We start from the raw sequence: 26,743 nt of genomic DNA, 5'->3' as shown, positions 1-26,743 counted from the left end.
TTACTCACCACCCGTCCGTCGGATCCCTTCGAGTGTCAGCAGCGTCGTCAGGACGATCATGACACCGGCGATCACCCACAGGAACCGCTGGTAGGCGGGTGGGCCGGAGCTGACCGCCAGCCGGTGCCACTGACTCGCTGCTTTCTGTCCAGACACCTCCATATTCGACCCGTTCCAGACGGCAAAGGCGATATCCAGATCAGCAGCGTCGCGGGGGATCGCCGTGCGGCTGTCGCCACGCGGGTCAAGCGGCCGGGTAAACACGACGTGCCACCGACCATCAGCGTAGGTGTGCTCGGTACGCAGTGTGCTCTCTTCGAACGGCGTTGTCGACCCCGGCCCGCCGGCGAGGAGCTCCTCCGAGCTACCGCTCCCCGACCAGTACCAGATGTTCACTGGATTATTGGAACTCCCCATTGCGATCGGGGGTTGTTCCTCCCCACCGGCAGGCAGCTGCACAGCGACGTTGTCATCGAACTCTCGGACGCTTGGTTCGGAGCCATCCTGGGTTGGATCCGTCCACGACGTTCGCACCCGGATCTGCCTGTTGGTGCGAACCGCCTGTACCTGCATCTCCTCGACAGTAACGTCGTTGGCAGCGGGCACAGCTGCCCCCGCGCTGCTGAGCGGGATCGTTGCTGTTTGGATCTCCGCCCAGCCGCTCCCGGTTGGGGAGTTCAGCCCAGCGGTGGTGTCGACGTATTCGACCGGCACCCCGCTTTCGGCCTGGGCCTCGGCAACCGGCGGCAGGAGCACCGCTCCCCCGGCGATAACGGCCGCAAGGAGCCCGGCCAGCAGCAGCTCGTTACGATTCATCGAACACCTCCAGCCGATACTTTTCGGATCGGTCGCTGTTCAGCAGTTCCATAAGTTCGCTCTCGCCACCGCGTCGCACCCGCTCGCGTTCCTGATTGATCGTATCGAGCGCGTTGTGGACTTTCGGCCCGAACAGCTCTTCGAGATAATCCCGTGGGATGCGCTCCTCGTCGGTCGATTCACCGGCGTCGGTGTGTTTCGGCGGCGCGAACGGCGGGATGTAGTAGACGTTCGGCTCCGTCCGGAACTCGGGGTGGAGTCGGACGGCGACCTCGTACTCGTTGACGAGCTTGTGGATCGGGCCGTTTTCGTCATCGAGGTAGCCAACCATACGGAGCTGTGGCGGGCAGTCCTCTGCACACGCCGGGCCGCGTACCTCCCCCTCGGGGCCTTCGCCCTCGATACGCGGATAGCAGAAGATGCATTTCTCCGATTTCTTCTTCATCGCGTTGTAGTAGACCTTCTTGTACGGACAGCCCTCGACACAGTAGCGGTAGCCACGACACCGATCCTGATCGACGAGGACGATCCCATCCTCCTCGCGTTTGTACAGCGCGGATCGCGGACAGGCCTCGACACAGGAGGGATGCGTACAGTGGTTGCAGATCCGGGGGAGGTAGAAGTAGTAGGAGTTGGGATACTCGCCGGCCCCCTCGTCTTCGTCGTAGTTCGGCGCCCAGTCGGCGGCATCGTCCATCGGCCGCAGCGGCTCGTCACTCCCCTCGTACATAATCTGCTCGTGGTTGAAATCCCACGGCGCGCCGTAGTCGTCTTGGTCGGGCAGTTCACCCGGCGTCCGTTCCTCGCCGTCGTCATCCCAGCCGCCGCCTAACTCCTCCCAATCTTTGGGGTAGCCGGCTCCGGGTTTGGTTTCCACGTTGTTCCAGTACATGTACTCCCGGCCGCCGCTGTCGGTCCAGTTCGTCTTGCAGGCGATGGTGCAGGTCTGACAGCCGATACACTTGTTCAGATCCATCACCATCGCAACCTGGTGGTTGACGCCCTCGGCGAGATCGACGGCCTCAGTACTGCTGCTGTGGGAACTCATCAGCTGTCACCTCCGGAGCCGTCGGCAACCGCCTCGACGTCGACGCGAACATCGCTGTTGACGCCGGTCGGTCCCCAGTAGTTGGGTCGGAACTCCAGGTGTTCGCCGGTATCCTCCGGATACTGGATCAGCTGTGTCGGCTTCATATACAGCGGCACAAGCGAGTTGAAGTTCCCCCGGTCGGGGAACTGGAACCGCTCCCACGCGAAGTACAGCCGCGCTGTGCCGGGCTCACCGCTGGGATACCGTTTGGCCTGCACCTCGATACTCCCCAGATCGTTGTAGATCCGCACCGTATCGCCGTCCTCGATCCCGCGTGCCGCCATATCATCGGGGTTCAGATGGACGACCGGTTCACCCCGCTGGAGGCGAAGCATCTTCTCGCTATCGCGCCACGTCGAGTGGATCGACCACCGACCGTGTGGCGTCGTGTAGTTGAGCGGATACTCGGATTTATCTTGCAGTGTCGGCGGCTCCTTGTAGGTCGGCAGCTCCTCGCCGAGTTCGAGATACCAGTCGTGATCGATGTAATACTGCTGCCGCCCCGTGAACGTCGGCCAGGGGTTTTTGTCCTGGACGTATCGCTGCCACGGGGTGTAGGGCTCATCTTCGGTGAGATCCGATGTCCAGTGGTCGCCGACGGCTTCGATCCGCCGTGGCTGCTCGTCGATATCGTCGAAGGTGATCTGGTCTGGGCTGTCAGCGGGGTTCGTCTCCTCGGAGTTTTCGAGGATGTACTCGGCGGCAGCCTTGTCGTCTTCTAACGCGCCTGGCTCATCGGTTTCCCAGTTCCGGACGTAGTCGTCGTGAACTGATTCCAGATCGATCTCCCGATCGAACTCCCGATCCGCGATCGGTTCGACATCATCGCGTTGAGACGCCAGCTCCTGGATCTTGGCGGCGAGTTCACGGAAGATCTGCCAGTCGGTTTTCGCCTCACCCAGGGGTTCGACAGCCGGCGTAAACGGATGGATGTAGCTGTGCATGTCCGTCATCGAGAGATCGTGTTTCTCGTAGTGGCTGGCTGTCGGCAGCACGATATCCGAATACAACGCCGAGGAATCCATCCGGAAGTTGATGTCGACGATGAGATCGAGTTTTGGCCAAAGCTGCTCCTCGACGGCGACGTTCCCCTTGGCCTGATTGAAGTAGTTCCCGCGCCAGATGAACATGACTCGTGGGTCGGGCCGCGACCCATCCTCGCGCTCGGCGGGATACACCGGCATCCAGTCCTTGTCGATCGCCTCTTCGACGCGCTGGCGCGTTTCGGGGTCGGCGTTTTCCAGCACGTCGCAGTGGTAGTACGTCCACAGCGTTGTCGGCACATTGCGGCCCGGAACCGGGGAGTTCAGCTTCCCCCAGCCCTCATACGTCCAGATCTTCTCTTGGCCGACGTAGTGATCCAGCCCGGTGCCGTTCCGGCCGAGGTTTCCTGTCAGGGTGACGAGTAGCTGGATCGCTCGGTTGCCGAGATCGTTGTGATACCAGTCGTTGACGCCCTTTCCGTGGATGATCTTCGCGCGATCCGCGTTGGCGAACTCCCGGGCGACCTCCTGGTAGGTTTCCGACCCGACCTCGGTGATCTCGTGGACGGTCTCGGGCGTGTAGTTCGACAGCTCATCGCGGAGGTTGTGCCACACCGAGCGAATCCCCACCTCGTCGGCGTCGGTTGTCGAAATCGTCCCATCGACAGCCAGCTGTGGATCAAAGCCGAGCTCGATACTCACCGAGTCGTCGTGTTGGCCATCGCGCATCCCGAGTGAGCCCGGTGCCGCCCGGAGGTTCCCCTCCCCATCCTGCATGACGAAAACGTGATCCGGTCTGTCGGCATCGACGCTGAGACCGGGCACCTCGCTTGCACGGAGGAACTTCCCGGTATCTTCCCTGACGAGCAGTGGCATGTCGGTCTGCTCTTTCAGGTGGGCCTCGTCGTACAGGCCTTCCGAGACGATCGTCTGGGCCATCCCGAGAGCGAGTGCCGGGTCGCTGCCGGCATCGGGGCTGAGCCAGTCGTCGCAGTGGATCGCCGTCTGTGAGTAGTCGGTAAAGATCCCGACGCGTTTCGTCCCGTTGTAGGCGGCATCGAGGAAATACTTCGCGTCGGGGATCCGCGTGACGTTGATGTTTGAGCCCCATGCGATGATGTAGTCGGCGTGATACCAGTCGGCACTCTCGGCGTTGTCGGTCTGGGTGCCCCACGTGATCGGCTGTCCTGGGGGAAGATCCGAATACCAGTCATAGAACGAGTGCGCGACCCCGCCAAGTAACCGTGTCAGGCGGGTGCCGCTGGCGTAGGAGACCGGCGACATCGCCGGGATCGGTGTGAACGCACTGATCGCGTCGTACTCCTCGTCTTGGACGGTATCGATGACTTCCTCGGCGATCTCGGTTAAGGCCTCATCCCAGCTGATCCGCTCCCATTTGCCTTCACCGCGCTCGCCGGTTCGACGCAGCGGGTGGAGTACCCGCTGATCGGCGTTGACGTAATCCGAGTAACAGGCACCTTTCTGACAGCCGCGTGGGTTGGGGTTCGGCGAGTCCTCGTCGAACACCGGGTAGTCCGCCGCCTGGTCTTCCCGCCAGATCTGGCCGTTGCGGACGTACACCTCCCACGAACAGCTTCCGGTGCAGTTGACGCTGTGGGTGCTGCGCGCTTTCGAATCCCAGTCCCACTGTTCTCGGTAGAGATCCTCCCAGTCTCTGTACTCGTATGCGCCGATCGGATCGTCGACAACGTCTAACCCGTCTACCTGGAGGAAGCTCCCGCCGGCTGCGACACCGATTCCTTTGAGGAACTCTCGTCGTGATGGATCACTCGATTCGCTTGTCTCGTCTCGGTTGACTGTCTGATTGGTATCTTGCATAGTTGCGTTACGGTGTTGTTATGACAACGGTGCTGAGTCCGATGAGCACGCCAGCGGCTGCGAGGAGGATTCCGGTCGGTGTTCCGCCACCGACATCGAGCCCACCGGCGATGAGGCCGATCCCGAGGAGTTTCGTGACGTGATCAAGCCAGCGATACTGCCGACCGGTCAGCCCGGTCGTGATCGTTCGACTCATTCGTCATCCTCCAGTTTCGGTTCGCCACCATCGGTCGCTGCTGTACCCTCGGTCGGCGGATCGGCTTCGAAGCCGCCCAACGCCGCGTAGCTTGCGAGGCCGATGAGGATCGGTGCGCCGATCACCAAACCGATCAGATACGGCCGGAGTGCAGCAGTGCTCATCCCAACCACCTCACCGAGAACAACATCCATCCCGGCGATAGACGCCGCCATGATGAATGTCACCCCAGCCATGCCGACAGCGGTCGGCCAGGGACGCTCCGTGGGATCGGCCGTGAAGTGAACCTCCTTTTCGGAATAATCGATAAAGGGCCATGCGGCGACGGCAGCAAATACGATCCCAGGAAGCACCAGCCCGCCGATGAACTCCGCGCTGAAGTGGATCCCAAAGAGGTCGAAGCTGAGCCATGATGGGGTTAGCTTCAGGAACCCGTACCCCCACATCAGGAACCAATCAGGCATGATGAGCTCCGGCGTCGATGCGGGGTTGTTTGGGCCATATGCGGCGATATTGTGCACCGGGAAGAATCCAGAGAGAAGCGACAGCGTTGCTAATGTGAGGAAAAACACGACCGCACTGACAGCCACCTGATTCGGCACTGCGGGGAGCCCGACGATTACAGTTCCGTCGTCAGCATCAACGGTTTCTCTCCCCTGACCGTCGTCGGCAGCAACGGTTTCGCTCCCCTGAACATCCTCCTCACGCGCGGCTTCCGTGTGCTTCTGGCGAATAAGGATCGCCATATGCACCGCCAGTAATCCAGCGATAGCCAACGGTATCACCACCACATGGAAGAAGTACAGCCGCGGGATCGTCGAACTTGACGGGAACGAGCCCCCGAAGGCGACGTTCGACAGCCACTCGCCGAAGAGCGGAATCGAGAGCGTTACGTTGTATCCGATCCCCACCGCCGTACTCGCAAACTCATCGAACGGCAGCGAGTAGCCCGTATACGCCGCACCCATCGACAACCCGGCGAGGCCAAGCCCAACCAGCCAGTTCGGCTCTCGGGGATTCCGGTAGGCACCCGTAAAGAAGACCCGCAGCATGTGGAGTGCCATCGAGGCGATGAAGAGATGTGCCGCCCAGTGGTGCATCCGGCGGATCAGCATCCCGAACGGCACGTCGTAGGTGATCTGGAGCACACTGACGAACGCTGCCGGCATCTCCTCGCCCTGATACTGCATCACACTGCCCTGATACTGCGTCGCCGCTGTGCTCGGCTCATAGAAGAAGCCGAGGAACGTCCCCGAGGCGACAAGCAGTCCGAAACAGAACAGCGCGACCTCCCCAAGGAGGAAGGAATCCTCTGCTGGAAACGCTTTCCCGAGGAAGGATTGCGCCTTGCCGAGACCAAATCGGCTATCAAACCAGTCGTATGCTCTGTCAAGACGGCTCATCAGCCACCCCCGGGGCCGATGGCCCCTTCGAAATCGCCGGTGGCGATGAGATGGCCGTCGCTTGCCACCGTAATCGGAAGCTGTGGCAGTGCACGTGGCGGTGGCCCACCGACGACAGTCGCCCCTGATAACGGATCGAACAGGCCTGAATGACACGGACAGACCAGCGTGTTGCCATCACGGTTGGCGACCATACAGCCGGCGTGGGTACACACCTTTGAGAAGGCCGCATACCCCGAGATCGTGAATTCGAGGTTCGTTTCGCCGCCGTAGTCGTCTTCGGGGAACCGAACCAACAGCGTCGGGGCGTTATCAATACCGGGCCGTGGCTCGGGGAAGACGGTGAGCTGTTCACCTTCGGCTAACCGATCCTCCTGGATCCGGTTGCCATCCCCATCAACAAGCGCGATCCCATCCTCATACACTGGCCCGGAGTATCCTGGATTAAACGCCTGACTTAACCCCGCAAGCGGCGCGATAAGGCTACTTACCGCGGTCAATCCACCGATCGTGGCCAGGCCTTTGGCGTAATCACGACGGTGAAGCTCCCCCCGCGTATCCCGCCAGAACTCCTGATAGATTGTTGGCTGGCTCGCACCGGGTGACTCACAACAACACCCAGCGGACTCGTCACTCCCCGGATACTGTTGGTCGAAGGCGGGGTCTGTCTTATCACTCATCAGTGATCCCTCCGTTCAGCAACCTCGATATGTGGCATAAACCACGCATAGTACGACACCGTCAATCCTGTCAGTGACATGAACATCCCAAACGCGTAGATACCGAAGTACTGCGTTCGGGCAAAGGTTAGATATTCGCCGGTAAACAACGCTGAGAACACAAGTGTCAACGCGGTCAACCCACCCATTGCGACGAGGCCGATGACGGAATCGCTTGGCGGGTCATACCCCACAATCCATCGATCCTCAGTTTCCATCCAGTCGAATCCGACCGTTCCACCGTCAGCCGCAGTCGGCGGCGTGTCCCCGTCAGGTCTCGCCAATTCGTTCATAAACCGATGGAAGAGTGCCAACACTCCGAGTAATGCAAGGAGGGCAACCCACACGATCACACCGACCTGACTGGGTGAGAGCTTCGTTGGTGCGTCTATGAACCCCTCAACCGGACGGATATCTGTAACACTTTGATCGATCTCGACAGTTTCCGATGATGGTTCTCCCTGCCCAGCGATAAACCACATCGGGAGCAGCAGTATCGCCACGAGGAGAATGAGAATAATTCGTTGTCTCATTCTTTGTCTCTGTATAGTGGTGTCATTTGAACATCCCTCGGCGGTCGAAAACACCTGCAACCGTCTGAATCACGACGATTATGACGCTATGTAGCTCGATGTGTCTTGGCAGGCATTTCGTCCGCTCGACTATGGTAAGTCGTGTAATTAATTAAGTAATTTATCCCGAACATATTCACAACCTCCCGGCGGGGTCGACACGTTCGACCATCCTCCCCGTGAATTCGCCGATTCTCGTCCGGATCGATATCTGCGGCGACGATGTCGATGCCGAAATTATCAAAGAACAAATAATAAGTTACGAGGAGCTGGTCTGATCGCTTTCGATGCTCAACCGCCACCGAGCCCCCGGTCGAATCGGCGATATACTGCGGTGGCAAAAACTGCTGTGTGGTTGTTGTCGCTACTCCGCAACGATATCCTCGATCCACGTCAGCGTCGCCATCGCCTTCGGAAAGCCGAGCGTCGGGATCGAGAGGATCGCCACATGACGGAGCGTTTCGGGATCAACACCTTCGTCAACTGCCCGCCGAACGTGAGAGTGAACCGCACCTTCGGATTCCGATCCGGCTGCCAGGGCAATCTTGAGAAGCCGTTTTGTCTCATCATCGATCGGGCCGGCTTCCGAACAGGCTTTTCCGAGCCCGGAATACTGCTCCCACACATCGGGGTACTGGTCGGCGAGTTCACCGGCGGTCGACGGTAGCTCCTCGGAGTTTTCAACCTCGTCAGCCATGCATCTTGGTCGTAGCGAATCGCTGAAAACTGTTGTGCCGCGTCCCACTCGTCGACGATCGCTTCTCTGTTCCGCATAGTGGCAGCCACTACTCGGGGGCCGATATACGTTGATCCGATTCGATCGGTGTCGGAATATCGTCGACGAAGTGTTTTATTATTGACTCTTCGGCTCGATGGAGCGTTTCGCTGCAGGTCGATTTGGCGGTGCCTGCCGCGTCGGCCACATCGGTTAATGAACACTCCCGGGGCGTATCGTAATAGCCGAGTTCGACGGCTTTCAGCACCAGTTCCCGTTGGGTCTCCGAGAGCAGCTGGCTCGTGTGGAGCCGCTCTTGGACGTATTCGACATCGAACGGGAGATCGAAGTTTCGGAGCTGGGTGACCAGTTCAGAGAGCCGCTCGTGAGGGCCGGTCACATCGACGGTTGCCTCGCCGCCGCGGATCTCCATCGGAAACTCGATGGGCATCCCGGAGGCACGCGCGGAAAGCTGCACCAGCGGCATCGTCGTCCGGAACTGGATCGTCGCCTGTGCGTCGGCCTGCTGGAGCACCGAGAGCTCGGTGATCTGGTCGTAGCCCTCGATGTCCTCAAGGACAGCTTCGATATCCGGCCCGGTCAGTCGCACAAGCCCGAAGCCGACATCCTCATCAGGGACGGCTGTCAGCACAGTAAACGTTGTGTCGGGGTGGGTCGTCGAGACATCGCCGATCCAGACCGCCTCGGGTAGCGTAACTGTCAGGCGTGCCTCGGTCATCACGCACGCACCTCCAGCCGGCCGACAGTGATCGTTGTAGGGGTGGACATACGGATATGTTCGTCCTCCGAATATATCACACTATACCCGAGCATGTTCAGCCCTTCTGTTGGGATCGTTAACACCGTCATACCCGCGGGGCCAACACGAGCAGTGCGGTACTGGCCTCGATCGCCCGCGGTGAGATCTCCCGCTCGCCAGTAAACCGAGCGATGTCGCCGGCTTCCAGCGTCTCGGTTTCGTCGCCGACCCGGAGCTCCACCTTGCCGGCAACGAGGTACAGCACGATCTCGCGGTCGGGATGCGTGTGGGCCGGGATCTCCTCGTCGGCCGCGAGCGTGAGCCGGATCGTCTTTGGCTCCGCGTCGGGGAAGACCCGCGCGTGGGGCTCGCCGTCGAGCTCTGACAGCGTTCGGACGGTGGTCATTTTTCGGCCTCCGGTGGTTCGAACGCCTCGTGTTGGAGCCCGCGTCGCACCGGCTCGTGTTCGGCGTCGGTCGGCGGCGGTGCGGTGACCAAGACGGCCTCCAGCCGATTCCCATCGTCGGCTTTGATCCCGCGGTCGGTGCCGGCCGCGACAGCGACAACCGATCCCGGCTCGACCGGATGGTCGGTGTCACCCTCGCGGACGATCCCGCTGCCGGACTGGACGGTGATTACCACATCGCTGTCGGGTGCGTGAACCGGGATGAACTGACCGGGCTCGAAGTAGCCACAGACGGTTTTCTGGCGATCGGTGCGAACCACCTCGACCGCCGAGAACCGCGCGTCATCGCCGCTTCGTTCGGCGTCGATACTCGTTGCTGTCATCGGTACTCCCCCAGTCGACGCTGCGATCGATCTATCACAATTCGGGGGCTCGTCCCGCCAATTTTTTAGGCGAACCTAAAGTCATACAATTTGGGATCGATGACACCACGGCAAAGGTGTTCGGCCGAATATGTGCGGTTGGTCGAACCGGACGGCGGATGGCGATGTGCCACCGTCAGAACGGTGCGTCGGGCGACTCGGTCGGCTCCCCGATCTCGGTTCCTCCTTCCATCGAGGGTGTGTCGATCTCACCACCGTTGTCGGCGGTCTCCGCTGGGGCAGGCATTGCACCGGTCTCCCGGTAGGTCGTCTCGATCTCGCTGAGCTTCGCGTTGATCGCCTCGCTTTTGTGGTGCATCGGATGGCTACGAACCCGGACGAGGTCGTAGTTGTGGCGGTCGGCCAACCCGTTCCACGCCCGGAAGGAACCCAGCATGAGCGTATGGGTCTGCGGGCAGAACGGCGTCGTCGGGGTGAACTCCGCCCGGAGGATCTCCGGCTCCGCGGCGTCCTCGGCGTACCGGTAGCCGGCGTTCGGATGTCGTGGATCGAGATTCAACCGCGCGAGATTGTAGTCGAAGGTCATATCGTAAACGCCGCGCTCCTCGAATAGCTCGCGGGTGAGGGTATGGAAGTCGACATGGGCGTCACCGATCAGAACCTCATGGCCCGATAGAAAGGCATCGGGCTCCGGGATGTTCTCGGGAACGAACTCCCCGATGTCGTCGAACGCCGGGCCGTCGCTGTCGCCGAACGGGAATGAGATATCAACCATACTGGCATATCGGTCGCTGTCGCCCTATCGGTACTCCCGAACAGGTTCGGGCTGTTGGCTTTGCGGCTGCCGAGCTGACGGTGATCTATGGCCGACCGAGCGACCGAACTCCGGCGTCTTGCCGCCGATATCAGCGACCACGACGCCATCGACGACGCCTTTGTAGCCAAGAGCTTCACCGACCAGCTCGTCGTCGTCGACTGTAAGACGGGCAAGGAGCTCCCGGACGCTATCACCGAGCGGCTCCGCGACCGTGGCCTCGACGGCGCGAACGACGTGTACGCGACAACCGACGATGAAGGGTCAGCAGCCGGTGCCGTTGGGGACGCGACCCGCCACCAGTTTGTCGATACCGAAACTCGCGGCGATCACCAGTCCTACGTCGTCGACTGATTCTCAGGCAAGAACCCTGACCACGGCGGGCGATCAACCGAGTTGAACGACTATGGCGAGTGATCAACCGAGATGAACGACCAGGGCGGTCAACCGGGATGAACGCGGGTGACGTGGCCGCCACAGCCACACTGGTCGATATACTCGTCGTCGAGTTTTGTGTCGAGTACCCCACCGCTTCCGATCGTTGCTGGTGTCCTCGTCGCCGGGGTCGGGCTGTCGCTGTGGTCGCCTGTTGACGCCCTCCTGTGGGGGCTTGTCGGCTATTTTGTGATCAAGATCGCCCAAAGCACCATCCAGACGCTGTTCGGCGATCCCCGACACTGATCCCACGTCGGTATCGCGGAGCACCGAACATTATCGGGGAAATGAGTATTCGATAGTCGGGACAACGATCGTCTATGTCCGTAGACTCCTCGGACGGATACGCACAGACGGTCGATGCACGGGCGATCGACGGTGAGCCCTTCAGCGACATCATGGCTGCCATCGACAGTCTTGGCGACGGAGAGACGGCCCTGTTGATCAACAGCTTCGAGCCGAAACCGCTGTACCCCGTGCTCTCACGGAAGGGCTACGAGTACGACACGACCCAGGTCGATGACGACGAGTGGCGCGTGACGATCAGCCACGCCTAATATATTCGGCGCGAACCCCATACCGCCCGCGTCGCAACCGGAGACTGCATGACAACCACAACGCTCGACGTTCGAGAGATCCCCCCACAGCAGCGACATCCGAAGATCCACGCCGCCTTTGAGGATCTGGACGCCGGCGAGTCGCTGACGATCATCAACGACCACGACCCGAAGCCGCTGTTCTACGAGATGCAAGCCGAGATCGACGCCTTCGACGCCGACAACTACGAGCTCGAACAGCGCGACGACAACGAGTTCGCTGCGACCTTCCCGAAGCAGTAGTCGGCGTCGACGCAGCCAGATTCCTTCTCACTCAGCACTTTTCGGCCGCGGCCTCCACGACCACCCATGGGCGAACAACCGTGTAAACGAGAATACTGTCCCGACTGCGAGCGGGAAGTCGCCGTCGTCGACCAGGAGTGCCCCGACTGCGGTCGCGTACTCAAACCGAACTAAGCTATTCGCGCCAGATCGCTGTCACGACGGCGTCGTCAGTTTCGACCGTCTCGTAGCTGTAGCCGCGATCATCCAACTGTGGAAAGAGGTGTTGGGGCACACGGTCGTTGTGCTGTACCAACACCGTCTCGTCGTCGAGTTCTGTCAACTGTTCGAGGGTGTTTTGGAGCGGCTGCGGCGGTGGCAGCTCACGAGCATCGAGTGTCTCTCGTGGGACATCGGTCGGTGCATCAGTCGTCGAGAGCGGGTCAGCGGTGTTTCCCATCGAGTGACTCTCGGGTAGCGACGACAAGGAAGCTGATCCCGAATGTGTTCGTCCTATCTGCTGGCTTTCTGTGCGAATATATTCGGGAGTGTGGTTTAGCCACTCCCGTTTCCACATCCAATCGTCGGAGTCCATACGGCCGTTCGATCATTTCGCTCCGTCCCGGCGATGTGAGTGCCAGCATCGATTGAACACCATATTCCAGTATCGATTGACGATGAACGAGCCTGAACCACACATGACAGACCAAGACACCGAGGCGGCGGCAGCGACAGACACGGATGCGTCGGCCGCCCAACAGGCGATCCGGCGACAGGCCGAGCGGATCAAAGCGCGTGAGCTCCGGCAGGCCTACAACCGGCTTGAGGCGGACTCCTCGGTGTCGACCCCGGAGAAAGCGATTCTTGATGCGATGGCGACCGCGATTGTCGACGAGGTCGTCGCTGCACCGGTATCCGTGCTTGACCGCGCTGATGCGTACGACGACGACACCGTCGAGACCGCACTCGAACTGTTCGATCCGACCGACGAGTAACGCGACGACCGGGCGGCCGACACCCTCGACCGAACATATTCGGGAACACCGGCACGGCGGCTCGGCCTCAATGGGCTGATATGTCTACTGTCGCAACCGATCTTGATACCGATGGGGGGCCGCCGATGGCGATCCCGCTGCGACATTTTCTCGTCGCTCTCGGCTTTCTCTGTCTTGGTGGTGCTGGTGGGATCGCAACATTGGTCGGCGCGCCGACGGCGTTGCTCCCGCTTGCGGCCCTCCATCTCGTCCTCGCCGGCTGGGTCTGCATCACGATCATGGGTGCGATGACGCAGTTTATCCCCGTCTGGTCGGGCGTCGAGCTGTATTCCCGGCGGCTCGCAACGCTGCAACTGTGGCTCGTTGCTGCCGGCTTGCTGGGGTTCGCTGCCGTGCTGACGCTCGGAGAACTCCGGCTCACGCCGCTGTTTGGCGCGTTGCTGCTGGTCGGCTTCTGGTGTTTCGCCTACAACATCGGTCGCACGCTGTGGCGGTGTGATTCCCTCGATATCACCGAACGACATTTCGGGCTCGCGGTCGGCGCGCTCGTCCTCGTGACGGGACTCGGCCTCCTGCTTGCGGTCGATTTCACCGCGCCGCTGTTCGCCACGACCGGTGTCTCACGGCTCGCCGTGCGAGCGACGCATGCGACGCTTGCCGGCTTCGGGATCGTCCTGCTGACGGTCATCGGCGCGCTCTACCAGCTGGCGACGATGTTCACCCAGACCGAGATCGATGGTATCGACAGGCACCTCCAACGATTCGAGGCCATCGGCTACCCCCTAGGCGTGGGCGCGCTGGCCGGCGGCCGGTTGTTCGAGGTGGCGTGGCTGGCGACCGGCGGTGGCTTGCTGGTCAGTATCGCGCTGTTCTGCGTCGCGGTGATCCTCGCCCGGCGGCTGATCGAAACGAAGGTGCCGTGGATGCCGATGCTCTCGCGGTATGCGGTGGTTGCCGCCGCCCTCGCCGGCTGGGCGGTGTTGGCGGTGCCGACATGGCTGACCACACCACTGGCGGACGCCGCCCTGTTCGGCGCGCCACGAACCGGCGTGTTGCTGGCTCTTGGTGTCGTCGGCTTCGTGATCTTCGGTACGCTGTATCACATCGTTCCGTTCATCATCTGGGTGGATCGCTACAGCGACCAGCTGGGCTACGAGCCGGTGCCGATGATCGACGATCTGTACAGCGACCGGCTGGCTGCTGTCGATTTCGGACTGCTGACGACCGGAACGGTAGCTGTCGTTGGTGGGAACTGGTTTGGAACCGAGTCGCTGCTCGTCACCGGCGGCGGCCTGCTCATGGCTGGCGTTGTCGTGTTCGCCGCCAACATGCTCCTCGTACTCCGTGTTCACAGCCCTGATCCGCTGTCGGTCACCCTCTTCGGCCGGCGGCTGCGTCCGATCGCGACGAGGACACGCGATGGGAAACCCAGCGGCGATGAACCGCTTGACGAGTAGCGATACCGAACCGATTCGCTCAAGAGTATTTTGCGTCGCTTCCCTGACCTCCGGTATGGTTGTCGTTGGGGTTCACGAGTCCGTAACGGTGTTGTTCCCGACGCCGCCGTCGACACAACTCCGTACCGAAACGCCTTGCAGGGCGGATTGACATCTTATACTATGGGCCCCGATCCATCTCCCTCCCGCGACGCGTCAACAGCCGACCCGACGGTCGTCGCACACGAGAACGGCCAACTCGCCTACACCGAGTACGGCGACCCCGACGGTGACCCGGTCGTGCTGTTTCACGGAACGCCCGGCTCTCGGCTGTTGGGCGCGCTGTTCGAGACCATGGCCGAGGAACAGGGCGTCCGACTGCTCGCCGTTGATCGTCCCGGCTATGGAAACTCCGAACCGTGGCCGACGCGCTCGATCACCGACGCCGGAACGTACGTCTCCGCGATGCTGGACGACGCCGACATCGAGACCGCGACGCTGCTCGCGTTCTCGGGTGGCAGCCCACAGGCGATCGCGACCGCGGCAACCCACGGCGGCCGCGTTGACCGCGTCAAAATCGTCTCCGGGGCGACACCGCCGAGCGTCAGCGAGGACACGCCGACCGTCCAGCAGGTGCTTGCGACGCTCGCAACGCGAACCCCCTCGCTTCTCGGCGGGCTTCTCCGCGGACAGGCGTGGCTCGCCGAGCGACTCGACCCCGAGATCGTCGTCTCGCAGTATCGGGCCGACGAGCCGGCCGAACCACTGTCCGACGAAACGGCCGAGTTGATCAAGGCGGATTTCCTCGAAGCGATCTCTCACTCCCGACGCGGCACCGTCACCGAGCTTCGGGCCAACGCGGGGGTGTGGGGGATCGATTTCGACCAGCTTGCGACGCCGGTCGAACTCCGGCATGGTGGGCGTGACACAAACGTGCCCCTCGCCGACGCCCGACGGTTCGCGTCGACCCTGCCCGACAGCGATCTCACGGTCTACGATGACGCCGATCACCTCGGCGCGTTGCTTCGGAGCGTGCCGGAGATTTTCGAGAAAGCGACGACGCGATCGTCGTAGTGCGCTGACAGACAGCAGCCCTATCGGTCGACTTCGCCCATGATCGTATCCAGACTGCCGAGCGTGGCGATCAGGTCAGGGAGCTTTCCGCCGGTCGCCATCTCGGGGAGGGCTTGGAGATTCGAAAACGACGGGCCGCGGATCTTGAACCGCGCGGGCATCTCGGTGCCGTCGGCGCGAATGTAGATGCCGAGTTCGCCTTTCGCCGCCTCGACTGCTCTGTAGATCTCGGTGTCGTCGTCGGGTTTGATCGTCCGGGGGACGTTCGACCGGATCGTGCGCTCGTCGTCGGGCCAGTCGGCCAGCAGATCGACACACTGCTCGATGATCTTGGCGGACTCCTCGACTTCCTGCAGCCGGACGAGCAGCCGCGAGTAGTTGTCGCCGTCGGGTTCAGTGACGACAGTCCAGTCGAGTTCGTCGTAGTAGCCATAGGGGTCGTCCCGGCGGAGGTCGTAATCGATCCCCGACCCGCGGGCGACCGGGCCGGTCACGCCGTACTCTTTGGCTGTTTCGGCGTCGAGCACGCCGGTGCCGACAGTTCGCGTTTGGATGATCTCGTTGCCGGTGAGCAGATTGTGGATGTCCTGCAATCGTTGTGGGAGGCCATCGAGGAACGTCCGCACCGACTCGAAGAACTCCTCGCGTGGCTCGGGGAGATCCCAGACGACGCCGCCGAGTCGGAAGTAGTTGAACATGAGTCGCTGGCCGGTGAGATCTTCCAAGAGATCCTGAACACGTTCGCGCTCCTGAATCGCGTACATAAACGTCGCCGTGAAATCGCCCGACACGTCGAGTGCGTAGGCACCGATGGCGAGCATGTGGGCGAGAATACGGCTCAACTCAGCCGACAGCGTGCGGATGACTTGGGCGTAGTCTGGCACGTCGATATCGGCGAGATCCTCGGCGACGCGGGCGTAGGCCCACTCGTTGAGGAGGCCGCCGCCGCTCCAGTCCCAGCGGTCGGGGTAGGGCATGATCTGATAGCGGTAGGTTCCCTGCTGGCACATCTGCTCCTCACAGCGGTGGATGTAGCCGATGTCGGGGTCGACGCCGGCGACCGTCTCGCCGTCGAGGGTGACTTTGAGATGCATGACGCCGTGGGTCGCGGGATGGTGGGGGCCGATATTGAGGAACATCGGCTCGGCGTCGCCGCTCTCGCTGTCGACGGCATCGTACACATCCCCGTCCTGTTCGCGTAGCGGAATGACCTGCGGCTGATCCTGATCGTAGTCGTCGGTAAGCGGATGGCCCTGCCACGTTTCGGGCAGGAGGATTCGACGGAGATCGGGGTGGTCGTCGTAGGTGATGCCGACCAGATCGTAGGCCTCCCGCTCGTGCCACGAGGCGGTCGGGAACACGCTCGCCCCGGAGACCGAGCGTGGTGTCTCGCGGCTTGTGGGGACGACGAGACTCGCCTCGCGTGTCGGATCGTCGTAGGAGCGGAGGTGATAGATCGACTCGTAGCGGTCGGGGTACTGTTGGGCGGTGACACAGGTGAGATGGTCGAGGCCGGCCTCGGTTTTCAGCGTCTCAAGTGCGGCCGGGAGGTCGCTCGGCGCGATCCGGCCGGCCGGGGCGTTCTCGTGGGTCTCGACGCCGGTGAGCAGGTGGGAAACCGGCGACAACACGGCGGGCACCTCGGCGGCAGTCGTGGTATCGGTGGCTGGCTGCGTCGACATAGCCAAAAAATTATCAGCCACGGACGCAACGCTTCTGCCGGATACAGCCGGTTGTTTATATACTACCCCGAATACAGCTGGCCACGACACAGAGTATGAAATACATCCATCTCACGCTCCGCTTTCCGCCGGAGGCGATGCATCCGATGCATCGGTTTATCGACGACTCGGACGCTGTACAGCGGGACGTGCTCGTCCACGGCCAAACCGTCAGCCAGCAGGACACCTTTCTGTTCTACGTTGAAGGCGACCGAGAGCCCTACGCCGCGGCCCTACGGGCCGCCGAGCGGATCACCGATTTCGAGATCACCGCCGTCGACGACGCGGGCTTCTACTGTTTTCTGACCCAAGAGCCCGAAGCGATGGACGATGCCATGTTCGACTCCTTTTACCGGACGGGCGTGATCGTCGCGCCGCCAATCGAGTTCTTGCCGGACGGGGTCGCCAAACTCACCGTCGTCGGTGAATCCGACGCTCTTCAAGCAGCTATCGCAGCCGTCCCGGAGATCGTCGATACCACGGTCGACCGGATCGGCGATTTCGACTGGCGGCAGTCGCTGTTCGATCCCTCGTTGACCGACCGCCAGCGGGACGCCGTCCGCGTTGCTGTGCGCGAGGGCTACTACGACGTGCCGCGCGACGGCGACATCGAGGCCGTTGCCGACGCGCTAGACTGTTCGACGAGTACCGCCGCCGAACACCTCCGGAAAGCCGAGCGCAACCTCATGACCGAGTTCGTCGGCCTCGCCGATCACGACCGGTAGCGTGACCGCCGAACCCGAGCGGGATTCGATGACAGGCAGCTTATGTGGGACGAACAATAGCTCCCTGACATGAACGAGAAGCGCGTCGTGGTCGCCGCCTTCGGGCTCGCGGTGGCTGCGATCATCGGCTATCTCGTCTCCCAGTTCATCGCCGCGTTTACGATTGCCGTCTTTCTGTACTACTCCTCTCGCGGCTTCTATCACAAACTCAGCCGGGTGCAGTTCCTCAGTCGGTTCGGGATGCCGCGACAGCTCCGCGCGCTGACGACGATCTCGCTGCTCGTCGTGCCCTTCGTCCTGTTGCTCAGCTACACGGTCGTGTTGCTCGTCGTCGAGGTGCGTGATTTCGTCCAAACCTACCCAGTGATGGAATCGGCACCCGACAGCGTGGCGTGGTTCGAGGGCGTCGACGAACTCCCCGAGTTGACGTTCAACGGAATCATCAACGCCTATCAAGCCGGACAGTTGGACGGGATCATCCAGTTCGCCGTCGACCACGCGGCCTTTGCGACGAGTCTCGTGAGCGGACTGCTGTTGAACGTCTTTATCATCGCTGTCGTCACCTACTACCTGCTCATCGAGGGGTCGACGTTCCGGGCGTGGCTGCTTCGGTTCGACGACGACGATATCGTCCGGGAGTTCTTCGAGGCCGCCGACGAGGAGCTAGAGGCCGTCCTCTTCGGCAACCTCCTGAACGTGATCGTCATCTCGCTGATCGGAGCCATCGTGTTCATGGGGTACAACGCCGTCGCCCCGGCGGCTGTCGAGGTGCCGTATCCGGTGTTGGCGGGCGCGCTGACAGGGATCGCCAGCCTGATCCCGGTGATCGGCATGAAGATCGTCTACGTGCCGCTGACGATCTTCGCGGCTGTGCCGGTCGTTCTCGACGGCCAGCTGTCGATGTTGGTGTATCTCGCCGGCTTCCTCGTGTTGGCGATTGTCGTCGTCGACACAATCCCGGATATCGTCCTCCGGCCGTATCTCAGCGGGAACCGAACGCACGTCGGCTTGCTCATGTTGGCGTACATCTTCGGCCCGGTCGTGTTGGGCTTTTACGGCCTGTTTTTCGCGCCGATGGTGTTGGTGATCGGGCTCACGTTTGCCGATACGGCACTGCCGCGGCTGCTCGGTGCTGAACCGGCCGAAGCGAGTTGACGCCGTTACAGCTGTTGGCGACGACAGCGACCAGCCGATCAACCGCCATCCTGGCGGACTGAAAGGGCGAGTCGCTCTCGGCGAACCCGGACGACGCAAGCACCGCAGTGAGCGAAGTGAACGGGGAGCGCAGCGAGGCCCGGGAGTCGAGAGCGACGAGGGCTTTCTACACCAATCTGGCTCAGACAATTGCGTATCTCAACACCACCATCGCCATCGACGCGAGATTTTTGCCCCCTTCGCACCACTATGTACTGTGGCACCGTTTGACGCAGTCCTCTTCGATCTCGACGGCACGCTGTGTGAAAACACGCAGGACACCCAATCGATGTACGAGCGGGCGTTCGAGCGGGCCAACGAGACCCCGTTCGGCGAGCCGGCGGCCCTCTGGGCGGCGTTGACCGGCCCGCCGGATCACGACGATCCGGTCGGCTACTTCGCGGCGGGGTTCGCCCGCGTGGCCGCCCAACACGGCCGCAGCGACGCTGATCCGCTCGCCTTAGCCCGCGCGTTGCGGTCGGCCATCGACGACCGCGCGGTCGGCTTCTGTCCGGGAGCCGAGGCGGCACTCGACGCGGCGGCTGCAGTCGGCCCGGTCGGGGTCGTCACGAACGGCCCCGAATCCCGCCAGCGGGCGAAACTCGATGCCCTCGGCATCGCCGACCGCTTTCGGACGGTCGTCTACGCGGCGGAACTCCCGCGCTCGAAACCCCACGCCGTGCCGTTCGAGCGAGCCGTTGCTGATCTCGGCGTCGCCCGCGAGCGAACGCTGTACGTCGGTGACTCGCTGGCCTACGACGTGGCCGGCGCGCAGAACGCCGGGCTGCCGGTCGCGTGGCTCCGCGGCAACGAGGAACAGGGCGACTACGAGCCGGAGTACGTGATCGACTCGCTTGCGGAGTTGCCGGCGATCCTGCGAGGTGAGTCGTGAGCGACGCGCTGTTGACGGGGGCGTTCGGCGACGAGCGGGCGCGAGCGGCGGCCGCAGTCGCGCTCGATGCGGTCACAGAGTCGCCGGTCGAAATCGAGGCGATCACGCGCGGTAACCGCAAGGAGACGGCGATTGTGCGGTTTCCGACCCGCGGGCCGGTCGTCGTGCAGGTCGCCCGCGAGGCCGCGTGGCTCCGCACCGAGGCGGCACTGCTTCGGGCGATCAGAGAGCGGACGTTCGTTCCGGTGCCGCCCGTGTTGGCGGCGGGTACTCACGAGGGGGTCGCCTACATGCTCACTGCCTACGTCGCCGGCAGCGACCTGCATGCGGCGTTTTCGACGGTCGATAGCGCGACGCGGCGCGATCTCGCCGGCTGGTTCGGCCGCGCGCTCGCCCGCCTGCACGACGCCTTCGCCTTCGACGCCTACGGCCGGCTCGAACTCGGCGAGTCGGGGTTTACAGCGAGCCAGTCAGACTGGGACGCGTGGTTCGAAGAGTACGGGATGCGCGCTATCGACCGCCTGCCAGCTGTGTTTGATGATCTCGCCGACGACCTTCGGGGGTTGGTCGCGGAGCCACCGGACAGCGAGCCCACGCCGCGGCTGTTCCCGTGGGATTTCCGCCCCGGCAACGCCCTCGTCGCCGACGGCTCGGTGACGGCCGTGTTGGACTGGGAGGCTCCGCTTGCGGCCGCGCCCGCGCTGTCGGTCGCCAAAGCCGAATACCTCGTCGCCGACTGGTACGTTGACGATCCCACACCGCTACGGGCAGCGTTCCGGGCGGGCTACGAGTCGGTGAGAGCGATGCCGGCAGTCGATCCTGCTCATCGCGCGGCCGCTATCGCCGCCAGCGCGGTCGACTCCGCCGGCCGGGTGACGAACCCGCGGTATCCACCGGTCGACCGCGAGGCGGCGGTCGCCTTCCACCGCGACGCGCTGGAGTCGGTGCTGGCGAGCGTCTGAGGCAGGGTCGACGCCGATTACAGCGGTGAGCCTCTGCCGGTGAGTGCTGCCCACGCAAACAGGCTGAACAGGAGCAGCCCGATAGCGAGCAACCCGAGGACGAACGTACGGCTGACCTCACCGTCAGCACCCCTCGCGTCGTCTCTCCTCTCGTCGCCGCCCGCGGTGCCGTCACGGTTTTGTTCGTTCTCGGCGTCCGGGTTGGGGGTGCTTCCGCCGCTATCGTCGCTATCGTCGGGGTCGGTCGGTGGCTCCGCGCTCATAGGGACGATAGGCGAGCCGGACAGATAGCCGCTTTGTCGGCTGGCGACGCTACGGGTGGGGTGTCGGTGTGATTACTCCAATGTGATCGAAAAGCCCCAGGTCGCTGAGCCGTCGGCCTCGGCATCGTCGCCGGTGAGCGAGATCGTCGTTTCGAAGCGGTAGTCGCCGACCGGGATACAGCCGTCGGCCTCGGTCGTCGCATACAGATCGACAGGCCGGCTGTTTGACTCGCCGCCGGCGATCTCGAAGGTGCGGTACTCCTCGGTGATGGCGATCCCCTCGGTGAGCCGCCAGCAGTCGGGATCGGCGGGGTAGTCGTCGTCGCCCGCGGGCGGCAGGAGGGTCAGCGTCCCCGAGTCGGCGGTGACGTACTCGAAGTGGACGGCGCGGCCCTCGCCGACGCTGACCGCCTCGTCGCTCGTGTTGGTGAGTGTCGTCCGGAGCTGTGGGGGGTTGTCGACCGTGGCCGCCTCGCGGACGATCTCGACGGCCGGCTGGATCGGGATCTCGGGGTCGTCGTCGGTCGCGGCGATGGTGACCCCTGGGCCGCCCGTGCCTGTCGGGCGGGTTTCATTGCCGCCGTCGGTCGCGTTGTCGGTGTCGTTGTCGACCGGGTCTGTCTCGTTGTCGGTGCCGTTGTTCTCGGGGGCGGTGCCGATACAGCCGGCGAGGGAGACGGGGATGGCGGCTCCGCCAGCGTATTGGAGGTAGCGTCGTCGTGTCGGATCCATAGGCCGGTAGACAGCCGCAGGATATGTAATAGTGTCTGCTGGATAGTATTCAACTACTCACCAAACGCACATGCTGGGTTGGACAGTGAACCACGCTGAGTTGCATAGTGACTCACGCTGGGTACGCAGTGCACCGGCCGACCTGGTGGCCTGTGACGATCGAAGCTGTTCGTGTCGTCGGAGTGTTTTCTCTCAGCCCGCGTCCAGCGGGTGTGTGGTCGACGAACACCGGGTTCGACGATGTGCGGCGAAACCGTTTAGCGCGTGTGACAGCATGTACAACCATGAACGATGTTCCGGGGGACGCACCCGCGCGGTGCCCGGCCTGTGGTCGCGCGTATGCGTCCGTAAGCGCGCACAGCGGCAGCCTGATGGTGAATCTGCTCGACAACGAGCGATACCAGCGGGTCTGTTTCGAGCCCGAATCACAGGATGGCAACCCGTGTGTCTACTTCTATCATCATACTCACGAGCAGGCGGCTATATCTGAGGGGAACGATGCGGCGACGACGGGCTGAGGACTGTATGTGTGATAGCGATTTATTACTGACAGAGGGTGTTTCGAGTGTATGATAGAACGCAAACAATAAGATTCAGCTGTGTCTGTCTATGGAATAATATCTGACAAGCATGGTGTCGCTAATAAAAGAACAGGCGCATTTTATCCTGTCTGGGTGATTCGTTTCGGGTATGAGTGAGGCACCGAAAGAACGGTGTGGGTATACGTGGCCTGAAGATTTCGACCACGAGAGTGCTACTATTCCAAAGTCCCAGAATTGTTGCTGTCGAGAATCGTTGACTGATACTAACCGCTGCGCGTGGCACGCAAAAATAGATGAAACAGATGAAAAGACTGTTAATACTCTTGAAAATTCTCGTGTCCCGGAGGAGATTAGGACTGACACACGACTCTACAATGAACTCCTTGACGGAGCAACACTAGAAGGATACGACCTCCGTGATATTGGTTCTATGGCAGGTGTCACACTTCGAGATGCTAATCTCGCCGACGCCACGCTGGCAGAGACTGATCTTACCGGTTCCAATATCAGAAATTCTGATCTCACCGACGCTGATCTTTACAAGGTCAATCTTACTGATAGTACTCTCAATGAGGCCAAACTTATTCACACTGATCTGCGCGAGGCAAACCTCACTAAAGCCACGTTGCCAAATGTTGATTTCACTGATTCCGATCTCGCCGGTGCTAACCTCACCGATGTCAACCTCCGCGAAGCCGACCTCATCAACACGGATCTTCGAAATGTCGATTTTACAGATGCTAGTCTCTACAATGCCGACCTCACAAAGAGCGATCTGTTCAATCAAGACTTTCCTGGCACCGATTTCCGAAAAGCTGACTTCACGAACGCCGATCTCTATAAGACCGATTTTACTGACGCTAATCCCCACGAGGCCAACTTCACTGACGCTAATCTCCACGGTGCCAACTTTTCTAAATCTGATCTCCGAGGAGCAGATTTTACCGACACCCGTCTCACCGACGCTGACCTCAGCGGGGCGGATATCAAGATTGCGACCTTCTCGGGATGCGATATCCGAGATACCGACTTACAGAATACTGACCTTCGGTGGTGTACATTCTCTAACTTGGATATCAATGTTGGCACAAAATTTGGAGAACAATCAGCAGCAGAATCAGCCGCTAATTCAGCTAAAAATTGGGATGATATCGCACGCACCCACCATGCTCTGAAGATTGCTTGTAATGAGAACGGACTGATCAATAAGGCTCGCAAGCAGCACTACTTGGAACGTCGTGCTCGTGGATTTGAAACAAAAGCATCGACCAATCTGAGTCCGTTGGTGACACCTAGTTGGCTCGGGTCTATAGCATCACGCTATCTCATCGGATATGGCGTTCGAGTTAGAACACTCGCGGTATGGATGGTGTTTCTCTTTTTAGCGTCAACACTCGTGTACATCAATTTCGGTGTCGAAGAGTCGATTATAGCGAACGTCTCATACAGTGTTCGGGCGTTTACTGTCGCTCCACCAAGGGCTCCTGTAGCCCGGATACCACACATTGTAATGATGATTGAAACGTTCTTCGGGACACTTTCAATCGTACTGTTAGGTTACGTGCTCGGAAACCGTGAGCAATTCTAACTTTCTCAGCGTGTTGCGTACTACTTATAAGCTCCTCACGCAGGCACCGCTACGTTACAAGACCATTGGGTGTAACCCTACTCGAAAATACCATCAATCGTCTCTTGTACCTGCTCCCAGTGACTGCCCTTCCAAAAGAACTGCCCACAGTCACGACACTGCCAGACAGCCACCCCATCGGGTGCGTGCTCCGGTCGCTCGCCGTCAACAGCGTCGACACGGCCGTTGCAAACGCTACACCGCTCCGGCTCGCTCGGGAGGTCGATGTCGACCCCGTGGGCCTGTAGCTCTGCGAGTTGGCCCTCGATCTCGCGGTCGGTCAGCAGGATCGCGCCGTCGGTGCTCGCGGCGAGATCGCGGTCGCGGGTGACCAGCGTGCGACCGCTGGCGTGGGCGCGCTCGCGGATCGCCGCGTCGGCTTCGAGATCCGCTTCGCCGGCGTAGACGGTATCGTAGCCACACATCCGCAGATACGTGGCGAGTTTGCCCACCATCACGTCCAGCAACAACTGTCGCGGCATCTCACGCCGTGGTCGTCGATGGGTTGGCTGTCACGGTCACCACTCGGCGGTAGCTGATTACTGTGGGCCCGATCCCCGCGGCAGCCCCAACACAGCTTGTCGAACTGTCGTTTCATCGAGCGCGCCGCGCAGGCGATCGCGGGCGTCAAACCCAACGGCTGGGTGCTGTCGGTTGGTGGGTGATTCAGTGGTTGTCTCACGGCCGGTCTCGGGGTCGTCGCCCGAGCGTCGGTGGCGAACGGCGTTCATCAACAGAGTACACGACCTGTCACATCATAAGCGATAGCCATGCGGAGTGAAAGTGAAACCCCTAGACTGCGGGCGAGTGGAAGAGCACGACCGGAATGGCTGATCAGCAGGTGGGTGGTTTCAAGTTCGCTCGGGAAAACAGGCGACCAATGGCCCTCCAGGAGCAGTACGATATCAGTGGCATCGCGTTGGACGACGACAGCTACACAGTCATTCAGGGTGTCTTCCGGAACAAGTACAAAGCCCTCGATAGCGCGGGCGAGACGGTGCTGCGGGGCAAACAGGAGCTGTTCAAGCTCAAAGAGAAGTTCCCGTTCGTCGACGCCGATGGCGAGGAGGTGTTTCGGGTCACCGCCAACAGCATCATCGACATCGCCGGCGACTACGTCCTCTCGGACGCTGCGACCAACGAGCCGGTCGTGATCCTCGACAACGATTTCTCGCTGCTGCAGGATACGTGGACGATCCGTGATCCCGACACGCGGGAGGCGTTGGCCGAGATCGACTCCCGCGGCGCAGGGGTGACGCTGGCCCGGAATCTGCTCCCGTTCGGCGAACTGATCCCGCACAAATACGAGATCACCGATCCACAGGGCGGTCACGTCGGCTCGATCGACGGCCAGTTCACGCTGCTCAAGGATACCTACGAGGTGACTATCGACGATGCCAGCCGCGTGCCGAAAGAGCCGATCCTCGCGGCGGCGATGGTGATCGACGCGATTCAGGGCAACTGAACGCGATCACAGAACGACCGTTTCGATACCATCGATCCCATCGATACCGCCAAAATCCGGATCTCCGGAATAGAGCATGCAGTCCTCGTCACCTCTCGATGATTTCGGCAACGATGAATCGCAGATGGCGGCGACCCGCGTTCGGGAAACAGTTGAACTCACCCACACGAAGCGCACGCCGGATCGTGTGGAACAGCCGATTTCGCCGTCTTTAGAGCCTTAAACGGCTGTCTCTACTCGGCTTAGAATCGAGTGGAAAACGAATGGGCCGACACGGATTTGAACCGCGGACCTCCCGGTTATCAGCCGAGCGCTCAACCTGACTGAGCTATCGGCCCCAACGCAACTGCTCGTAGCGGGGGACTCTGTTTAACAGTTTCCTTTCGCCACCGCGGCTCCGTCAGTCGGTTTCGGAGAATACATTTCGCCTCACGACGCGGGTCGACTACGACTCTCGGCTGCTGTCGTCGTCGTTGACCTCAAAGTCGACATCGACGTACTCCTCGTCATCTGTTGCCGACCCGCTGGCACCCAGTGGATCGTCGCCCCCGGTGTTACCGGGGTTGCCCGCTCCGGGGCCGGAACCGCCACCAACGTCGAACCCGCCGGAGCCGAACGGGTCGCTGTCACCATCACCGTCCGGAAAGCCGAACGTCCAGACGTTGCCGGTGGCGAACCCGTCGGTCTGTTTGTCAATGTAGGGAACGACCACCCACCGCTTGAGCGCGACCCGGATCGGGTATCGCGTCGGCGGCAACACGAGCAGAAACCCGATCAGATCGGTGACGAGCCCCGGCGTGAGCAGGAACGCGCCCGCCGCGATCAACAGCCCGCCGTCGAGCAGTTCGTCGGTCGGTGCCGACCCGGTGGCGGCCTTCCGCTGAAACCGCATGAGGGTGTTGCGGCCCTCCGCGCGGACGAGGATCATCCCGATGAGCCCGGTCAGGACGACCAGTGCGACCGTCTGGAGGGCTGTCAACACCCCCGAGCCGACGATGGCGACGAGGACAAATGCGTCGACCAGCGGGATCAACAGCAACAGCGCGAGCAGGGAGCGCGTGCGCATACCCCCAGTTGCGGGCCATCGGTGATAACCTCTTTCGTCGCTATCCGTTGTTGGTGTAGCTGACAGTATCGATACCGACGACAGTAGAAAGCCCTCGGCT

The 26,743-nt window shown here is 61.6% G+C and carries 33 protein-coding genes and 1 tRNA gene; 14 read left to right on the top strand and 20 right to left on the bottom strand.

What is annotated here, in order from left to right:
• The 12 genes from EWF95_RS06285 to EWF95_RS06230 form a co-directional block, all read right to left on the bottom strand.
• On the bottom strand, positions 1-816 hold the full coding sequence (locus EWF95_RS06285; RefSeq protein WP_142443226.1) for an ethylbenzene dehydrogenase-related protein: 816 nt from the start codon (positions 814-816) through the stop codon (positions 1-3).
• Entirely contained in the window at positions 806-1,864 is a 1,059-nt protein-coding gene (narH, locus tag EWF95_RS06280; protein WP_142443225.1) for a nitrate reductase subunit beta, read from the bottom strand. Before narH ends, EWF95_RS06285 begins: the two co-directional genes overlap by 11 nt.
• On the bottom strand, positions 1,864-4,728 hold the full coding sequence (locus EWF95_RS06275; RefSeq protein WP_142443224.1) for a nitrate reductase subunit alpha: 2,865 nt from the start codon (positions 4,726-4,728) through the stop codon (positions 1,864-1,866). Before EWF95_RS06275 ends, narH begins: the two co-directional genes overlap by 1 nt.
• Before the next feature lie 7 nt (positions 4,729-4,735).
• Positions 4,736-4,924 (bottom strand): hypothetical protein, encoded by a 189-nt coding sequence (locus tag EWF95_RS06270; protein ID WP_142443223.1) that lies wholly within the window; start codon positions 4,922-4,924, stop codon positions 4,736-4,738.
• The gene (locus EWF95_RS06265; RefSeq protein WP_142443222.1) at positions 4,921-6,327 is read right to left on the bottom strand and encodes a cytochrome b; all 1,407 of its coding nucleotides are present in this window, start codon (positions 6,325-6,327) and stop codon (positions 4,921-4,923) included. Before EWF95_RS06265 ends, EWF95_RS06270 begins: the two co-directional genes overlap by 4 nt.
• Positions 6,327-7,007: a QcrA and Rieske domain-containing protein gene (locus EWF95_RS06260; RefSeq protein ID WP_142443221.1), complete on the bottom strand. Its 681-nt coding sequence runs from the start codon at positions 7,005-7,007 to the stop codon at positions 6,327-6,329. Before EWF95_RS06260 ends, EWF95_RS06265 begins: the two co-directional genes overlap by 1 nt.
• Positions 7,007-7,579 carry a hypothetical protein gene (locus tag EWF95_RS06255; protein WP_142443220.1) on the bottom strand — a complete coding sequence of 191 codons (573 nt, stop codon included), beginning with the start codon at positions 7,577-7,579 and terminating at the stop codon, positions 7,007-7,009. The genes EWF95_RS06260 and EWF95_RS06255 overlap by 1 nt, the downstream gene beginning before the upstream one ends.
• Positions 7,580-7,982: 403 nt before the next feature.
• A complete protein-coding gene (locus EWF95_RS06250) occupies positions 7,983-8,315 on the bottom strand; it encodes a carboxymuconolactone decarboxylase family protein (protein WP_142443219.1) in 333 nt (110 codons plus the stop codon).
• A gap of 88 nt (positions 8,316-8,403) precedes the next feature.
• Complete coding sequence (locus EWF95_RS06245) at positions 8,404-9,072, bottom strand: helix-turn-helix domain-containing protein (protein ID WP_142443218.1); 669 nt, start codon at positions 9,070-9,072, stop codon at positions 8,404-8,406.
• 127 nt (positions 9,073-9,199) lie between these two features.
• Positions 9,200-9,499, bottom strand: a complete 300-nt coding sequence (locus tag EWF95_RS06240; RefSeq protein ID WP_142443217.1) for a cupin domain-containing protein — start codon at positions 9,497-9,499, stop codon at positions 9,200-9,202.
• Positions 9,496-9,882 carry a cupin domain-containing protein gene (locus tag EWF95_RS06235; protein ID WP_142443216.1) on the bottom strand — a complete coding sequence of 129 codons (387 nt, stop codon included), beginning with the start codon at positions 9,880-9,882 and terminating at the stop codon, positions 9,496-9,498. Before EWF95_RS06235 ends, EWF95_RS06240 begins: the two co-directional genes overlap by 4 nt.
• A 175-nt stretch (positions 9,883-10,057) precedes the next feature.
• Positions 10,058-10,657 (bottom strand): hypothetical protein, encoded by a 600-nt coding sequence (locus EWF95_RS06230; RefSeq protein WP_142443215.1) that lies wholly within the window; start codon positions 10,655-10,657, stop codon positions 10,058-10,060.
• Between the two features lie 87 nt (positions 10,658-10,744).
• Between EWF95_RS06230 and EWF95_RS06225 the strand changes: the two genes are divergently transcribed.
• The 4 genes from EWF95_RS06225 to EWF95_RS06215 all read left to right on the top strand — a co-directional run bounded on the left by EWF95_RS06225 (position 10,745) and on the right by EWF95_RS06215 (position 11,970).
• Positions 10,745-11,050 (top strand): hypothetical protein, encoded by a 306-nt coding sequence (locus tag EWF95_RS06225; RefSeq protein WP_142443214.1) that lies wholly within the window; start codon positions 10,745-10,747, stop codon positions 11,048-11,050.
• A gap of 159 nt (positions 11,051-11,209) precedes the next feature.
• Complete coding sequence (locus EWF95_RS13520) at positions 11,210-11,377, top strand: hypothetical protein (protein ID WP_185911724.1); 168 nt, start codon at positions 11,210-11,212, stop codon at positions 11,375-11,377.
• A 74-nt stretch (positions 11,378-11,451) separates the two neighbouring features.
• A complete protein-coding gene (locus EWF95_RS06220; RefSeq protein ID WP_142443213.1) occupies positions 11,452-11,688 on the top strand; it encodes a DUF2249 domain-containing protein in 237 nt (78 codons plus the stop codon).
• A gap of 48 nt (positions 11,689-11,736) precedes the next feature.
• Positions 11,737-11,970: a DUF2249 domain-containing protein gene (locus tag EWF95_RS06215; protein ID WP_142443212.1), complete on the top strand. Its 234-nt coding sequence runs from the start codon at positions 11,737-11,739 to the stop codon at positions 11,968-11,970.
• Positions 11,971-12,145: 175 nt separating this feature from the next.
• On the opposite strand, the gene EWF95_RS06210 is transcribed toward EWF95_RS06215, so the two are convergent.
• The gene (locus tag EWF95_RS06210; protein ID WP_142443211.1) at positions 12,146-12,409 is read right to left on the bottom strand and encodes a DUF2249 domain-containing protein; all 264 of its coding nucleotides are present in this window, start codon (positions 12,407-12,409) and stop codon (positions 12,146-12,148) included.
• Between the two features lie 238 nt (positions 12,410-12,647).
• Between EWF95_RS06210 and EWF95_RS06205 the strand changes: the two genes are divergently transcribed.
• From EWF95_RS06205 to EWF95_RS06195, 3 genes are all read left to right on the top strand, one after another.
• On the top strand, positions 12,648-12,944 hold the full coding sequence (locus tag EWF95_RS06205) for a hypothetical protein (RefSeq protein WP_185911723.1): 297 nt from the start codon (positions 12,648-12,650) through the stop codon (positions 12,942-12,944).
• Between the two features lie 80 nt (positions 12,945-13,024).
• Positions 13,025-14,401 (top strand): hypothetical protein, encoded by a 1,377-nt coding sequence (locus EWF95_RS06200; RefSeq protein WP_142443209.1) that lies wholly within the window; start codon positions 13,025-13,027, stop codon positions 14,399-14,401.
• Between the two features lie 162 nt (positions 14,402-14,563).
• Entirely contained in the window at positions 14,564-15,454 is an 891-nt protein-coding gene (locus EWF95_RS06195) for an alpha/beta fold hydrolase (protein WP_142443208.1), read from the top strand.
• 20 nt (positions 15,455-15,474) lie between these two features.
• Here EWF95_RS06195 and EWF95_RS06190 read toward each other — a convergent pair whose 3' ends face one another.
• Entirely contained in the window at positions 15,475-17,136 is a 1,662-nt protein-coding gene (locus EWF95_RS06190; RefSeq protein WP_142443207.1) for an NADH-quinone oxidoreductase subunit D, read from the bottom strand.
• A 95-nt stretch (positions 17,137-17,231) separates the two neighbouring features.
• On the opposite strand from EWF95_RS06190, the gene EWF95_RS06185 reads away from it, so the two are divergent.
• The 4 genes from EWF95_RS06185 to EWF95_RS06170 all read left to right on the top strand — a co-directional run bounded on the left by EWF95_RS06185 (position 17,232) and on the right by EWF95_RS06170 (position 20,948).
• Positions 17,232-17,900: a helix-turn-helix domain-containing protein gene (locus EWF95_RS06185; protein ID WP_142443206.1), complete on the top strand. Its 669-nt coding sequence runs from the start codon at positions 17,232-17,234 to the stop codon at positions 17,898-17,900.
• 69 nt (positions 17,901-17,969) lie between these two features.
• Entirely contained in the window at positions 17,970-19,055 is a 1,086-nt protein-coding gene (locus EWF95_RS06180) for an AI-2E family transporter (protein ID WP_142443205.1), read from the top strand.
• Positions 19,056-19,311: 256 nt separating this feature from the next.
• Positions 19,312-19,986, top strand: coding sequence for an HAD family hydrolase (locus EWF95_RS06175; RefSeq protein ID WP_142443204.1), 675 nt, complete (start codon positions 19,312-19,314; stop codon positions 19,984-19,986).
• Positions 19,983-20,948, top strand: a complete 966-nt coding sequence (locus EWF95_RS06170) for a phosphotransferase family protein (RefSeq protein ID WP_246055644.1) — start codon at positions 19,983-19,985, stop codon at positions 20,946-20,948. Before EWF95_RS06175 ends, EWF95_RS06170 begins: the two co-directional genes overlap by 4 nt.
• A 17-nt stretch (positions 20,949-20,965) precedes the next feature.
• Here the strand turns inward: EWF95_RS06170 and EWF95_RS06165 are convergent, their stop codons facing one another.
• Positions 20,966-21,211 carry a hypothetical protein gene (locus EWF95_RS06165; protein WP_142443203.1) on the bottom strand — a complete coding sequence of 82 codons (246 nt, stop codon included), beginning with the start codon at positions 21,209-21,211 and terminating at the stop codon, positions 20,966-20,968.
• A 72-nt stretch (positions 21,212-21,283) separates the two neighbouring features.
• The gene (locus tag EWF95_RS06160) at positions 21,284-21,943 is read right to left on the bottom strand and encodes a hypothetical protein (protein ID WP_142443202.1); all 660 of its coding nucleotides are present in this window, start codon (positions 21,941-21,943) and stop codon (positions 21,284-21,286) included.
• Positions 21,944-22,227: 284 nt separating this feature from the next.
• Here EWF95_RS06160 and EWF95_RS06155 point away from each other — a divergent pair, with 284 nt between their 5' ends.
• Positions 22,228-22,461 (top strand): hypothetical protein, encoded by a 234-nt coding sequence (locus EWF95_RS06155; RefSeq protein ID WP_142443201.1) that lies wholly within the window; start codon positions 22,228-22,230, stop codon positions 22,459-22,461.
• 172 nt (positions 22,462-22,633) lie between these two features.
• Complete coding sequence (locus EWF95_RS06150; RefSeq protein ID WP_142443200.1) at positions 22,634-24,073, top strand: pentapeptide repeat-containing protein; 1,440 nt, start codon at positions 22,634-22,636, stop codon at positions 24,071-24,073.
• 77 nt (positions 24,074-24,150) lie between these two features.
• On the opposite strand, the gene EWF95_RS06145 is transcribed toward EWF95_RS06150, so the two are convergent.
• Both EWF95_RS06145 and EWF95_RS06140 read right to left on the bottom strand, forming a co-directional pair.
• The gene (locus tag EWF95_RS06145) at positions 24,151-24,594 is read right to left on the bottom strand and encodes a Mut7-C RNAse domain-containing protein (protein WP_142443199.1); all 444 of its coding nucleotides are present in this window, start codon (positions 24,592-24,594) and stop codon (positions 24,151-24,153) included.
• A gap of 57 nt (positions 24,595-24,651) precedes the next feature.
• Positions 24,652-24,843 (bottom strand): hypothetical protein, encoded by a 192-nt coding sequence (locus EWF95_RS06140; protein WP_142443198.1) that lies wholly within the window; start codon positions 24,841-24,843, stop codon positions 24,652-24,654.
• A gap of 149 nt (positions 24,844-24,992) precedes the next feature.
• Here EWF95_RS06140 and EWF95_RS06135 point away from each other — a divergent pair, with 149 nt between their 5' ends.
• Complete coding sequence (locus tag EWF95_RS06135) at positions 24,993-25,577, top strand: LURP-one-related/scramblase family protein (protein ID WP_142443197.1); 585 nt, start codon at positions 24,993-24,995, stop codon at positions 25,575-25,577.
• Positions 25,578-25,841: 264 nt separating this feature from the next.
• Here the strand turns inward: EWF95_RS06135 and EWF95_RS06130 are convergent.
• Positions 25,842-25,915: transfer RNA gene (locus tag EWF95_RS06130), tRNA-Ile, on the bottom strand.
• A gap of 107 nt (positions 25,916-26,022) precedes the next feature.
• Positions 26,023-26,643 (bottom strand): FxsA family protein, encoded by a 621-nt coding sequence (locus EWF95_RS06125; protein ID WP_142443196.1) that lies wholly within the window; start codon positions 26,641-26,643, stop codon positions 26,023-26,025.
• Positions 26,644-26,743 lie beyond the last annotated feature (100 nt).

The sequence above is a fragment of the Halonotius roseus genome, from assembly GCF_006861655.1.
Taxonomy (GTDB): Archaea; Halobacteriota; Halobacteria; order Halobacteriales; family Haloferacaceae; genus Halonotius; species Halonotius roseus.
The sequence above is the reverse complement of the archived record's forward strand: the minus strand, read 5'-3'. Positions and strand labels throughout refer to the sequence as shown.

Bases quoted from the DNA above. Each gene is read 5' to 3' on its own strand.
- EWF95_RS06185 (WP_142443206.1), top strand. From the start codon at position 17,232: ATGAAATACATCCATCTCACGCTCCGCTTTCCGCCGGAGGCGATGCAT.
- EWF95_RS06195 (WP_142443208.1), top strand. From the start codon at position 14,564: ATGGGCCCCGATCCATCTCCCTCCCGCGACGCGTCAACAGCCGACCCG.
- EWF95_RS06210 (WP_142443211.1), bottom strand. From the start codon at position 12,409: ATGGGAAACACCGCTGACCCGCTCTCGACGACTGATGCACCGACCGAT.
- EWF95_RS06255 (WP_142443220.1), bottom strand. From the start codon at position 7,579: ATGAGACAACGAATTATTCTCATTCTCCTCGTGGCGATACTGCTGCTC.
- EWF95_RS06200 (WP_142443209.1), top strand. From the start codon at position 13,025: ATGTCTACTGTCGCAACCGATCTTGATACCGATGGGGGGCCGCCGATG.
- EWF95_RS06275 (WP_142443224.1), bottom strand. From the start codon at position 4,728: ATGCAAGATACCAATCAGACAGTCAACCGAGACGAGACAAGCGAATCG.
- EWF95_RS06265 (WP_142443222.1), bottom strand. From the start codon at position 6,327: ATGAGCCGTCTTGACAGAGCATACGACTGGTTTGATAGCCGATTTGGT.
- EWF95_RS06270 (WP_142443223.1), bottom strand. From the start codon at position 4,924: ATGAGTCGAACGATCACGACCGGGCTGACCGGTCGGCAGTATCGCTGG.
- EWF95_RS06165 (WP_142443203.1), bottom strand. From the start codon at position 21,211: ATGAGCGCGGAGCCACCGACCGACCCCGACGATAGCGACGATAGCGGC.
- EWF95_RS06190 (WP_142443207.1), bottom strand. From the start codon at position 17,136: ATGTCGACGCAGCCAGCCACCGATACCACGACTGCCGCCGAGGTGCCC.
- EWF95_RS06285 (WP_142443226.1), bottom strand. From the start codon at position 816: ATGAATCGTAACGAGCTGCTGCTGGCCGGGCTCCTTGCGGCCGTTATC.
- EWF95_RS06140 (WP_142443198.1), bottom strand. From the start codon at position 24,843: ATGAACGCCGTTCGCCACCGACGCTCGGGCGACGACCCCGAGACCGGC.
- EWF95_RS06245 (WP_142443218.1), bottom strand. From the start codon at position 9,072: ATGACCGAGGCACGCCTGACAGTTACGCTACCCGAGGCGGTCTGGATC.
- EWF95_RS06260 (WP_142443221.1), bottom strand. From the start codon at position 7,007: ATGAGTGATAAGACAGACCCCGCCTTCGACCAACAGTATCCGGGGAGT.
- EWF95_RS06250 (WP_142443219.1), bottom strand. From the start codon at position 8,315: ATGGCTGACGAGGTTGAAAACTCCGAGGAGCTACCGTCGACCGCCGGT.
- EWF95_RS06145 (WP_142443199.1), bottom strand. From the start codon at position 24,594: ATGCCGCGACAGTTGTTGCTGGACGTGATGGTGGGCAAACTCGCCACG.
- EWF95_RS06180 (WP_142443205.1), top strand. From the start codon at position 17,970: ATGAACGAGAAGCGCGTCGTGGTCGCCGCCTTCGGGCTCGCGGTGGCT.
- EWF95_RS06155 (WP_142443201.1), top strand. From the start codon at position 22,228: ATGAACGATGTTCCGGGGGACGCACCCGCGCGGTGCCCGGCCTGTGGT.
- EWF95_RS06220 (WP_142443213.1), top strand. From the start codon at position 11,452: ATGTCCGTAGACTCCTCGGACGGATACGCACAGACGGTCGATGCACGG.
- EWF95_RS06125 (WP_142443196.1), bottom strand. From the start codon at position 26,643: ATGCGCACGCGCTCCCTGCTCGCGCTGTTGCTGTTGATCCCGCTGGTC.
- EWF95_RS06205 (WP_185911723.1), top strand. From the start codon at position 12,648: ATGACAGACCAAGACACCGAGGCGGCGGCAGCGACAGACACGGATGCG.
- EWF95_RS06225 (WP_142443214.1), top strand. From the start codon at position 10,745: ATGGCCGACCGAGCGACCGAACTCCGGCGTCTTGCCGCCGATATCAGC.
- EWF95_RS06240 (WP_142443217.1), bottom strand. From the start codon at position 9,499: ATGACCACCGTCCGAACGCTGTCAGAGCTCGACGGCGAGCCCCACGCG.
- EWF95_RS06235 (WP_142443216.1), bottom strand. From the start codon at position 9,882: ATGACAGCAACGAGTATCGACGCCGAACGAAGCGGCGATGACGCGCGG.
- EWF95_RS06135 (WP_142443197.1), top strand. From the start codon at position 24,993: ATGGCCCTCCAGGAGCAGTACGATATCAGTGGCATCGCGTTGGACGAC.
- narH (WP_142443225.1), bottom strand. From the start codon at position 1,864: ATGAGTTCCCACAGCAGCAGTACTGAGGCCGTCGATCTCGCCGAGGGC.
- EWF95_RS06215 (WP_142443212.1), top strand. From the start codon at position 11,737: ATGACAACCACAACGCTCGACGTTCGAGAGATCCCCCCACAGCAGCGA.
- EWF95_RS06230 (WP_142443215.1), bottom strand. From the start codon at position 10,657: ATGGTTGATATCTCATTCCCGTTCGGCGACAGCGACGGCCCGGCGTTC.
- EWF95_RS06150 (WP_142443200.1), top strand. From the start codon at position 22,634: ATGAGTGAGGCACCGAAAGAACGGTGTGGGTATACGTGGCCTGAAGAT.
- EWF95_RS06160 (WP_142443202.1), bottom strand. From the start codon at position 21,943: ATGGATCCGACACGACGACGCTACCTCCAATACGCTGGCGGAGCCGCC.